This window comes from Arthrobacter roseus, assembly GCF_016907875.1.
Taxonomy (GTDB): domain Bacteria; phylum Actinomycetota; class Actinomycetes; order Actinomycetales; family Micrococcaceae; genus Arthrobacter_J; species Arthrobacter_J roseus.
Map to the genome: position 1 here is coordinate 3,066,633 of NZ_JAFBCU010000001.1, position 10,358 is coordinate 3,076,990.

At 62.1% G+C, this 10,358-nt stretch carries 11 protein-coding genes; 6 read left to right on the forward strand and 5 right to left on the reverse strand.

Translation table 11 applies throughout. The annotated features are described in order from the left end of the window. The first annotated feature begins 7 nt into the window (after positions 1-7). Genes JOE65_RS14915 through JOE65_RS14925 form a run of 3 tightly spaced genes read left to right on the forward strand, consistent with a single transcriptional unit; the run spans position 8 to position 3,096 of the window. Entirely contained in the window at positions 8-781 is a 774-nt protein-coding gene (locus JOE65_RS14915; RefSeq protein WP_205163921.1) for an SDR family oxidoreductase, read from the forward strand. Further along, the gene (locus JOE65_RS14920; RefSeq protein WP_239536748.1) at positions 771-1,940 is read left to right on the forward strand and encodes a CaiB/BaiF CoA transferase family protein; all 1,170 of its coding nucleotides are present in this window, start codon (positions 771-773) and stop codon (positions 1,938-1,940) included. The genes JOE65_RS14915 and JOE65_RS14920 overlap by 11 nt, the downstream gene beginning before the upstream one ends. Beyond that, positions 1,933-3,096, forward strand: coding sequence for an acyl-CoA dehydrogenase family protein (locus JOE65_RS14925; RefSeq protein ID WP_205163923.1), 1,164 nt, complete (start codon positions 1,933-1,935; stop codon positions 3,094-3,096). The genes JOE65_RS14920 and JOE65_RS14925 overlap by 8 nt, the downstream gene beginning before the upstream one ends. A 5-nt stretch (positions 3,097-3,101) precedes the next feature. Here JOE65_RS14925 and JOE65_RS14930 read toward each other — a convergent pair whose 3' ends face one another. The 4 genes from JOE65_RS14930 to JOE65_RS14945 all read right to left on the reverse strand — a co-directional run bounded on the left by JOE65_RS14930 (position 3,102) and on the right by JOE65_RS14945 (position 6,476). Then, positions 3,102-3,389, reverse strand: coding sequence for a YrhK family protein (locus tag JOE65_RS14930; RefSeq protein ID WP_205163924.1), 288 nt, complete (start codon positions 3,387-3,389; stop codon positions 3,102-3,104). A 71-nt stretch (positions 3,390-3,460) separates the two neighbouring features. Beyond that, entirely contained in the window at positions 3,461-5,173 is a 1,713-nt protein-coding gene (locus JOE65_RS14935) for an AarF/UbiB family protein (RefSeq protein WP_205163925.1), read from the reverse strand. Between the two features lie 5 nt (positions 5,174-5,178). Then, the gene (locus JOE65_RS14940; RefSeq protein WP_239536749.1) at positions 5,179-5,727 is read right to left on the reverse strand and encodes a PadR family transcriptional regulator; all 549 of its coding nucleotides are present in this window, start codon (positions 5,725-5,727) and stop codon (positions 5,179-5,181) included. A gap of 203 nt (positions 5,728-5,930) precedes the next feature. After that, the gene (locus JOE65_RS14945) at positions 5,931-6,476 is read right to left on the reverse strand and encodes an AMIN-like domain-containing (lipo)protein (RefSeq protein ID WP_205163926.1); all 546 of its coding nucleotides are present in this window, start codon (positions 6,474-6,476) and stop codon (positions 5,931-5,933) included. A 124-nt stretch (positions 6,477-6,600) separates the two neighbouring features. On the opposite strand from JOE65_RS14945, the gene JOE65_RS14950 reads away from it, so the two are divergent. Beyond that, positions 6,601-7,293, forward strand: coding sequence for an SDR family oxidoreductase (locus tag JOE65_RS14950; RefSeq protein ID WP_205163927.1), 693 nt, complete (start codon positions 6,601-6,603; stop codon positions 7,291-7,293). Between the two features lie 3 nt (positions 7,294-7,296). Here the strand turns inward: JOE65_RS14950 and JOE65_RS14955 are convergent, their stop codons facing one another. After that, positions 7,297-7,527, reverse strand: coding sequence for a PLDc N-terminal domain-containing protein (locus JOE65_RS14955; protein WP_205163928.1), 231 nt, complete (start codon positions 7,525-7,527; stop codon positions 7,297-7,299). A 135-nt stretch (positions 7,528-7,662) separates the two neighbouring features. On the opposite strand from JOE65_RS14955, the gene JOE65_RS14960 reads away from it, so the two are divergent. Then, entirely contained in the window at positions 7,663-8,286 is a 624-nt protein-coding gene (locus JOE65_RS14960; protein WP_205163929.1) for a thymidine kinase, read from the forward strand. Between the two features lie 104 nt (positions 8,287-8,390). Further along, the gene (locus tag JOE65_RS14965) at positions 8,391-9,998 is read left to right on the forward strand and encodes an AMP-binding protein (RefSeq protein ID WP_205163930.1); all 1,608 of its coding nucleotides are present in this window, start codon (positions 8,391-8,393) and stop codon (positions 9,996-9,998) included. The last annotated feature ends 360 nt before the right edge of the window (positions 9,999-10,358 follow it).

Here is a 10,358-nt window from a genome sequence, read left to right on the forward strand (position 1 = left end):
ACAGCCCATGAACACCGGACTGAACGGCAAAACCGCGATCGTCCCTGGCGCGAGCTCGGGCATGGGACTCGCGATCGCGCAGGCTCTCGCAGCTGAGGGTGCCAACGTGGTGCTCGGGGCACGGCGCGGCGAAGTGGTCCGCGAAGAAGCGGAGAAGCTGCCCTCCGCCGTTGGCGTTGAGGTGGATCTGTACGAAGTCGGCGGCCCGGAGCAGCTCATCGCTGCGGCCATCGAAACATACGGGCAGGTGGACGTGCTGATTCTCAACGGCGGCGGGCCAACACCTGGCGGCGCTGCCGACGGCACCGAAGAGGCTGTCCTTGACGCCATCCACAAACTGCTGCTGGTGCACCGCACCCTGGTCTCCCTCACCTTGCCGGGAATGCGGGAGCGCGGTTGGGGCCGCATAGTCGCCGTCGGCTCCGGTGGAGTGCAGGCGCCCATCGACAACCTGGCCCTGTCCAACATCGGCCGTGCAGGCCTTGCCGCATACCTGAAAACCCTCTCCCGCGAAGTTGCCGCCGATGGCGTCACCGTCAACATGGTGCTCCCCGGACGGATTGACACACCGCGCGTTGAATCGCTCGACGCCGGCAACGCGGAGAGATCCGGACGTTCGGTTCAGGACGTGCGTGCCGCATCCGAGGCTCTGATTCCTGCCGGTCGCTACGGAACGCCCGATGAGTTCGCCGCCGTCGTCGGGTTCCTCGCAAGCCAGGGCGCCTCCTACGTGACCGGCGAGCAGATCCGCTGCGATGGAGGTGCCAGCGATGGATACTAAACCCCCTCTCGACGGCGTCAAGGTAGCTGATTTCTCCCGCGTCCTGGCCGGCCCGTTCGCGTCCATGATGCTCGCGGATTTCGGCGCAGACGTCATCAAGATCGAACGCCCCAGCGGCGATGACACCCGGCACTGGGTGCCGCCCGTGGACAAACACGGTATGGGCACCTACTTCTCCAGCGTGAACCGCAACAAACGCTCCATTGTGTGCGATCTCGCCACGGACGACGGCGTCGCGACCGCGCGCGCCATCGCCACCGAAGCCGACGTCGTCATCGAGAACTTCCGCCCCGGCATCATGGAGAAGTTTGGGCTGGACTACGATTCTCTGCGGGCCTCCCGGCCAGAGCTCGTGTACTGCTCCATCACCGGATTCGGCAAAACCGGGGGCGCGCTGCTACCCGGCTACGACCTGCTTGTCCAGGCTGTCGGCGGACTCATGAGCGTCACCGGCTCCCTCGATTCCGAACCGAGCAAAGTCGGCGTCGCGCTGGTGGACGTGCTCACCGGGCAAAACGCCGTCGTCGGGATTCTTGCCGCACTGCGCTCGCGCGAAGCATCTGGAAAGGGACAGCGGGTAGAGGTGAACCTGATGTCCTCTCTGCTCTCCGGGCTGGTCAATCAGGCCTCCAGTACGCTGGCTACCGGCGAATCACCGCAGCGCATGGGCAACGCGCACCCCAGCATTGCGCCCTACGAAACGATGACGACGGCGGACTCCCCGCTGGCCGTTGCGGTGGGGACGGACAAGCAGTTCGCCGCGCTCGTGGAGGCGCTTGGGGTTCCGGAGCTGGCCACCGACAAGAAGTTCCTCAACAACACGACCCGCGTGGCCAATAGGGTGGAACTCAAGGAGGTGCTGGAGGCACGGCTGGTCGCTAAACCGGCGTCGGACTGGGCCGAACTCCTGACTGAAAATGGCGTACCGGCCGGGAAAGTGAACTCCGTGGTGGAAGCCCTGGAACTCGCCGACCGGTTGGGGTTGGAGCCCGTCGTCGAAATCGAGGGACCGGACGGCGAGCGCACCAGCCAGCAGGTGGCGAACCCCATCCGCCTCTCCGAAACTCCCGCACAATACCGGCTCCTGCCACCCCTGCTCGGCGAGCACGCCGGCGCAACGTTCACCACACCAACTGAAGGGCGATCCTCCCATGACTGAATCTTCCGACCTCATCGGCATCGACACACTGCTCTCGTCCGAGGAGCTCGCCCTGCGGGACCGCGTACGGACGTTTGTGGACGCAGAGATCAAACCAAACATCGCTAACTGGTACGAGGACGCCGTTTTCCCGCTGGAGATCGTGCCGGAGATGGGAAAGCTCGGCCTGCTCGGGATGCATATTTCCGGCTACGGCTGTGCGGGCCGCAGTTCGGTGGAATACGGCCTTGCAGCCCTAGAGCTGGAAGCGGGTGACTCCGGCTTGCGCACGTTCGTCAGCGTCCAGGGGTCGTTGGCCATGAGCGCCATCTCCAAGCACGGATCCGAAGAGCAGAAACAGGAGTGGCTGCCCCGCATGGCGACGGGCGAGGCGATTGGCTGCTTCGGTCTCACGGAGCCGACGGCGGGTTCAGACCCGGGCAGTATGCAGACCTTCGCACGTCAGGACGCGAGCGGTGACTGGGTCATCAATGGTGCCAAGCGGTGGATCGGCCTCGCTTCCGTAGCGAAAGTGGCCATCATCTGGGCCATGACCGACGACGGCGTCCGCGGCTTCGTGGTACCCACCGACACCGCTGGGTTTGTTGCTACGCCGATCAACCAGAAGCTCTCCATGCGGGCATCCATTCAGTGCGATATTTCGTTGGACGACGTCCGGCTTCCGGCCACCGCGGTGCTGCCCAACGTCAAAGGGCTGCGTGGTCCGTTCTCCTGCCTGAACGAAGCCAGGTACGGCATCATCTGGGGCGCGATGGGCGCCGCCCGCGACAGCTACCTCACCGCGCTCTCCTACTCCCAGGAACGATTGCAGTTCGGCAAACCGTTGGCCGGGTACCAGCTCACGCAGGAGAAGCTGGTCAACATGGCGTTGGAGATCAACAAGGGCACGCTGCTGGCGCTGCACCTGGGGCGACTCAAGGACGCAGGAACCCTGCAGCCACACCAGATCTCTGTGGGCAAGCTCAATAATTGCCGCGAGGCGATCGCCATTTGCCGGGACGCCCGCGCCATGCTCGGCGGCAACGGAGTCACCCTGGATTACTCACCGCTGCGCCATGCCAACAACCTTGAGAGCGTGCGCACCTATGAGGGCACCGACGAGGTCCACACCCTCATCCTTGGAAATCACATCACGGGGGTGCCTGCGTTCCGCTGAGGACGTTAGCCGTTACCCTCGGCGCGTTCGGCGAGGGTGCCGACGTCGTCCCTTTTGGCGTACTTCAGCTCACGGAAGAGCCGTAGGGTGGGCTTCAACGCGAAGCAGATGGAGCCCACCAGGAAACACCACGTGGCAGGTATCTGCGTGGACTCGCGAAAGAACAGGACGCTGCCCACGATGAACAGGCCAGCGGCGGCAAAGTCAACGATCGTATAGACAACTTCAAGAGTCGCGTAAAGCTTCGCGCTCTCTGGATTTTTAGTGCGGTTTCCGGGATCGAATAAGGCCATGATCGGGCTCCTTCAGTCATTACGCGGACTTCAATGCCACTGTAGCCAGATCTGACGATCATCGCTGTTCATTAGAGGCTTCTACGCCCCACCCACACCCCATGCAGCAGCGGGACTACCGACGCGATCATCAGCACGTTGCCGAGCACCGTGTCATCCGGTCGGACCAGAGAACCTGCAATGAGCAGGGCGCCGAATACGAGTGCCGATGCGAATCGCTGCACCGTGCGGTCCAGCCGTCCCACCTGCCTGTCCAGGCGCGGGATGGCGACTGACAGTGCACCGTCCTCGATGCGGGAGATGAGCCCATCCAGGCGTTTGGGCAGCCGCAGAGCAACCCCCGCGGCGTCGAGCCCCTGCTTGGCAAAGTCCTGCACAATGTTTCCCCGCTCATCGCGCAGTAGCTGCGCCGCATACGGTTCAACGGAGTCCCACAGATTGAATCGGGGGTCCAGCGAGCTGCACACACCCGAGGTCAGCGACATCGCCCGGATGATGAGCAGGAAGTTCTCCGGCAACTGGAACGGCAAGGAGCGAACCACATCTCCGAACTCCACCGCAAAATCCTGGAACTCCCGTGGGTCAACGTCGCGGAGCTCAGCGAAACCTAGCCCGCCGAACCGGGCAAAGAGCTGCGTCATGGCCCGCTCTAGCTCAACCGTGTCCGTGGAGGGCACCAGCACACCAACGTCATTGATTGCGGCGACCAGCCCCTTGCCATCACGCGAAGCGGCGGCTATCAGTAGCTTCCGTAGGCCGCTTCGCGTGCTCGCGGGGACCTCGCCCATCATGCCGAAGTCGATGAACGTCAGCTTCCATGGTCGCTCTGCGGATGAATCCCTGATGGGAGTGATGAAGATATTGCCGGGGTGCGGATCGGCGTGAAAGAAGCCGTTTGTGAACAGCTGGTCGAACATGACGGACGCGAAAACCGGGGCGACCTGCGCTGGGTCGATGTTCGCGGCACGAAGCGCTTCCGTGTCAGTGATCTTGATTGCTGAGACGTCTTCGAGGGTGAGGACTCGGCGGCTGCACCGTTCCCAGACGACGTCCGGAACTGTCACCCTCACATCATCGGCGAAATCTGCTGCAAAACGCTCTGAATTGGCAGCTTCCTGCAGGTAGTCGATCTCTTCAAGACTGGTCAGGGCAAACTCTTCGACCAGGGCGGGCATGTCAGCACGTCTGGATACAAAGCGCACATGGCTGAGCCAGCCGCCCACTTTGCGAAGGGCCGCCAGATCAACATCAACAATGGCGTCGATGCCCGGCCGCTGTACCTTCAGCACCACGCTATCGAGCCCCGTATCAGCGGCATTGGCGGGATGCAAACGTGCCCTGTGCGCTTGCCCGAGGGACGCGGCGGCTATGGGGGATTCGTCCACCCAGGCAAACACTTGATCCAGCGGGGCACCCAGCTCCGTCTCGGCCAGGGCACGGATTGCCGGGAACGGGACCGGGGGCACCTCGTCCTGAAGCCCCTCGAGTTCAGCGGTGATTTCCGGAGGCAGCACGTCCAGCCTGGACGAGAGGAATTGGCCAACTTTTATCATCAGCCCGCCGAGTTCCACCGCGAGCGCGTGGAAACGCTGAGCGAAGTGACGCATCCTCCGTGTTCGGGTACGTTCGGCAATTCTGACCAGCCCGATGCGCGGAAGGATCAGCTCGAACCACCAGATGGTTGCGAGGTGCCACGCGGCGAACCGCAGGATGCGTCGATAACGCGCGCGGGTGTTCCCGGCGCCGGGTACTGATTCCGTTCTACCCTGACGAGCCGACGCCACTCCCGTTAGTCCTGAGCGAGGATGGAATATAGTCGACGACGTGCCTCTTCGAGCACGGTCACTGCTTCCTGCACCTGCTTGGAGGTGCCAGAACGACCCACTTGCGACGCGGCCTGAGCGAGCTCGATGCCGGCCTTGGGCAGCGCTGCGAACCCGGGACCTGAGGCATTCCCGGTAGGCTCCCATGGCACCGATCCATCGGCGTCGGCTACGTCTTCCCGCCCTGCCTCGGTCAGCGTGTAGATTTTGCGACCGTTGGATTCCTCGGCACTGATAAAGCCTTCATCTGCCAGTAGCTGCAGTGTTGGGTAAACAGATCCTGCGCTGGGCTTCCAGCTACCGCTGCTGCGGTCCTCAATTTCACGGATGATCTGGTAGCCGTGCATGGGCTTCTCCGCCAGCAGAGCCAGCACTGCAGACCGAACCTCGCCGCGGCCCGCACGGGTGCCGGATCGCTTTTCGAATCGTGAGCGCAGGTCGTCGACGGCCTGCCACATGCCGTCCATGCCATTGCTGCCTGATCCATTTGCTTGGTGTGAGTGTGAACTACGCATTATGCTCTCCTCTGTGACTTCGCGAACGACTCATAACGATAGTCAACGATATATCTCGATATACACAAAGCCAAACTCGCGGGACCTTCGCCGCAACGGACGTACTTACTCCCCAGGGCAGCAGAGTGACCGTTGGTCCGTCGTGGCGGGAATGAGGTCGGTCAACCCACCACAACGGACCAATGGTCACGGGGGAACTGCATTTACCAGCGATGCGCGACATCAATCACCAGCCTCGAGTCAGTGCCCGGGCCGTTGAGCACGAAGGCGCGGAACGGCAGGCGCGCGCGGACCCCGACGCCGATGGTGGTCTGACCTTCAAAGCTGCCCGCGAGCGCGAGCTGCCGGAACGTGGAGTATCCAGCGACGTTGGTCAGTTCATTGCGGTTGGCTGGGCGGTAGACCGCGTATCCATAGCCGTTGTGGGTAGGGGCATTGACGGTAACGGCGAGGTCTGCTGCGCCGCGGAGTGGGACGATCCGGCCGGAGCCTTCCTCGTGGACGGCGGTCACGTAGCGGACGGTGTAGCCCGCCCCTGTTCCGCCAATGTCGACGACCATCCGATCAAAGCACGCATGCTTTCCGGTTCGGACGTCGGTCATGGGTGCGCTGGTGTGTGACGAGCTGGTCTTGGCCAGTGAACCCCAGGTGATACCGCAGTATGGCGCTGCAGTGGCCGACGCCGGGACAATGAGTCCAAACGTCGCAATCATCGCGAAAGCTGCAAGCCACGCGTAGATCCGTTTCATGATATTCCACCTAAAGTTGCACAATAGATAAATTCATGATAGAGCGAACTCTCCGAAATAGATCCGATCAATTAACGACGTCGGCCAAAACGTTACCGAACGGCCCACCCGTAGGATGTGGGTCATGACTGATTTGCCTGTTGCCCTCATTACCGGAGCGTCCCGTGGAATCGGGCTCGCCATTGCCCGCGAACTCGCATCCACTCATCACCTGTTACTGGGGGGCCGTAATGCCCGCGAATTGGAGAAACTGGCTGCGGGGTTTCCATCCGCTTCGCCATTCGCCGTAGACCTTGGCTCGCGGCATGAGGTCGACGAGGCTGCTGCCGGGATTTCAACGCTCGATGTGTTGGTTCACTCAGCCGGTGTACTTCGGATGGGGACCGTTGAGAACATGTCCGACGACGACTGGCGGCAGAGCTTCGAGATCAACGTCTTCGCGGTCGCGGCTCTGACCCGGACCCTGCTGCCAGCGCTGCGCACTGCGAAGGGCCAGGTGGTCGCTATCAACTCCGGCTCCGGCTTCTCGTCAGGACCGACGTCGGCTGTTTACAGCGGAACGAAGTTCGCTCTCCGCGCGCTGACCGACGCGCTCCGCGAGGAGGAGCGCCCCAACGGTGTGCGGGTCTGCTCCATCCACCCGGGCAGAGTGGCCACGGACATGCAGCAGGAACTGCACGAATTCGAAGGTAAGGATTATCGACCGGAAGCGTGGATCAGGCCAGAGCAAGTGGCGACAGCTGTTCGAATGGCCGTTGACGCGTCCCGGGATTCGATGGTGGAGTCGCTGAGCATCCGGCCATCCGGCATGGTGTGAGCGCTATTTGTTGCCCACCAGGGTCAACCTGTTGTAAAGGAACCAGGCGACCGCCCCGACAATGGGCACAAGAACCGCAAAAATGACCCAAAGAGTGCGAGCGTTGCCATCCAGGTCCTTGCTGCGGACAATGGCGACGACGGCGTTGACGGTCAGCAATAGTCCAAGGATAAGGATCGCTATAGGCAGTCCGTCCCAGACAGAGGGGACAATGGGGTTGCTGCCGTTTTCCATGGTTTCCTTGCCGGTTGCTGCACAGTCAGTTCACCCCCAGCGTAGCTGACGTACAAACCCGCACGGATGGGCTGGAGCTGTATCTGGCTGGGCGCGTAGGATCGAGGAGCACATTCGGCAGAGGTAAGGAACGCGTTGGCCAAGCTCTATTTCCGCTACGGCGCCATGAACTCCGGCAAATCCACGGGCTTGCTTCAGGCTGCGTTCAACTATGAGGAGCGCGGTCAGCGAGTGCTGATCGCCAAGCCGGCAAAGGACACCAAGAGCGACGGCGACATTGTGTCGCGGCTGGGCATGGGCCGCTCCGTTGATTTTCTGATTCCCCCCGACGCCCCCGTCCGCGCGCTCTATGCCGCCAAAGCCGCTGGCGATGATCAGGACGCCTTGTTGAAACACGTCGAGATCCCTCCCGTGGCGTGCCTGCTGGTTGATGAGGCGCAGTTCCTGGAACCGGAGCAGGTTGATGACCTTTTTCGGATCGCGGTTCTCGATAATGTTCCCGTGCTGGCCTACGGAATCCGTACCGACTTCCGCACGCGCATGTTCCCGGGCTCGCTCCGGTTGATGGAGTTGGCCCATTCACTGGAAGAACTGAAAACCATTTGCCGCTGCGGACGCAAAGCCATCTTCAATGCCCGACGCATCGGTGACCAGGTAGTGTTCGACGGCGAACAGGTTGCTATTGACGGGCAGGATGTCATGTACGAATCACTCTGCGGAAGCTGTTACTTGGAGGCGTCGGCAGGACGGCTCGGCTAGCGGCTGGGTTGTTACGTACTGAGGATGCGCAACATGCTGCTGCGAAGGTAAGTTTTTCATAGCGGCCTCATGTTGGATGGCCGCGGAGTCGGATGGAGCGCACCATGTCAGCATCTAGTTCCCAGGGGCAACAGCCCGAGAGCGTCATTCCCGCAGAACTGCTCTGCGACCGGCATGACCCAAACGCGACGGCATTCACTATTGCCGATGCCGAGCTGCAGTCCACCCGTCTGACCTACGGCGACATTCGGACGCGTTCAGAGCAGGCCGCGGCAGCGTTCCAGGGTCTTGGCGTGAAACCCGGTGACCGCGTTGCCACGCTGATGGGCAAGAGCGCTGATCTCGTTGTTGTCCTGCTGGGCTTGTGGCGGTTGGGCGCCGTCCACGTACCGTTATTTACTGCTTTTGCGACGCCCGCCATCCGGGTGCGGCTGGAACGCAGTGGCGCCGTCGTCGTTGTCACGGATGCTGGCCAACGCAACAAGTTGGTGGAGGGCGGGCTCGCCGAGGATCTGGGCTTGCAGCTCATTGTTGCCGGCGCTGGAACGGAACCGACTGAGGGCGACCTGGCGCTGACTCCCCTGCTCGACTCGCACGAGCCTGGGTTCAAAGCTGTTTCCAGAGCGCCGGATGATGCGCTAGTGGAGATTTTTACGTCCGGAACCACTGGTGCGCCGAAGGGCGTGCAGGTTCCGGTGCGCGCGCTGGCTGCGTTCGACGCATATTTCACCTACGGGCTGGACGTCCGCGAAGACGATGTGTTTTGGAACGCAGCGGATCCCGGGTGGGCGTACGGACTGTACTACGGCATTCTTGCGCCGCTCTACGCGGGTCGGGCTAACCTACTGCTGACCACCGGTTTCAGCGCCGACGTCGCCTGGGACGTGCTGACAAAGTTCCAGGTCACCAACTTTGCGGCAGCACCGACCATTTTCCGGTCCATGCGTGCGGCGCGGCCCGACGGCGTTGAAGGCTTGGCTCTCCGGGTTGCTTCCAGCGCCGGCGAACCGCTCGACGCGGCCACGATCGAGTGGGCTACATCCCATCTCGGCTCCGTGATTCGCGACCAATACGGGCAGACCGAGATGGGCATGTGCATCATCAATGGGTGGCAGGAGGACGTGGTCGGCGAGCTTCGGCCGGGGTCCATGGGTACGCCGATGCCCGGTTACGCGGCGGCTGTCCTGGAGATGGAATCCGACGTCCAGGCGTCTCCGGGCACGTCCGGCCGTGTGGCGATCGACGTCCCTGGTAGCCCGCTGATGTGGTTCTCCGGGTACACCAACGACCCCGAGAAAACGGCTGAACGGTATAGCTCTGACGGCCGCTGGTATTTCACTGGTGATAGCGGCCGGATGGATGAGGACGGCTACTACTTCTTTTCTTCGCGCGACGACGACGTGGTGATCATGGCTGGTTACCGGATTGGGCCGTTCGAGGTGGAGTCGGTGATGTCCACGCATCCTGCGGTTCGCGAGGTTGCCGTCATCGGTGTGCCGGACGAGCTGCGCGGCGAGCGGCTTGAGGCGTGTGTTGTGCTCAATGATCCGTCGTTGAGTTCATCGGAACTGGTGACGGAACTGCAGCAGCTGGTGAAGAAGCAGTACGCTGCCCACGCTTACCCGCGCAACGTGCACTTTGTGGACGAGCTCCCCAAGACCCCGAGCGGTAAGGTCCAGCGGTTCGTCCTGCGGCAGGAGTTCGGGGTTTGAGTCTGGGTTACTCTCCGTGCACCGTCCCGAATCCAGCAGGTTTCAGCAGCTGTTCCGGCGTGTCACGGCAACACGCCGTGTATTCAGCGGACTGAGATGCCAAAACTGCTGGATATGGCACGGGCCAGGGGTGGTTGCGAGTCAGAAGGGTTCGGCCAGGGTACACATCTACTCGCACGGGTGAAATTGAAAGACAGGTAGCCGCTACTCGTGCGCATAGTCCCCGCAGAGGTCAGAGTGATAGACGTAGCCAAAGTGACCAATGTGATTCAGGAAGCGGGTGTGGCCATGTCAGGCAATAATAAGGTGCTGACCGACCTTCTCACAGTCTCGGAGATAGCCAGCATGATGCGGGTATCA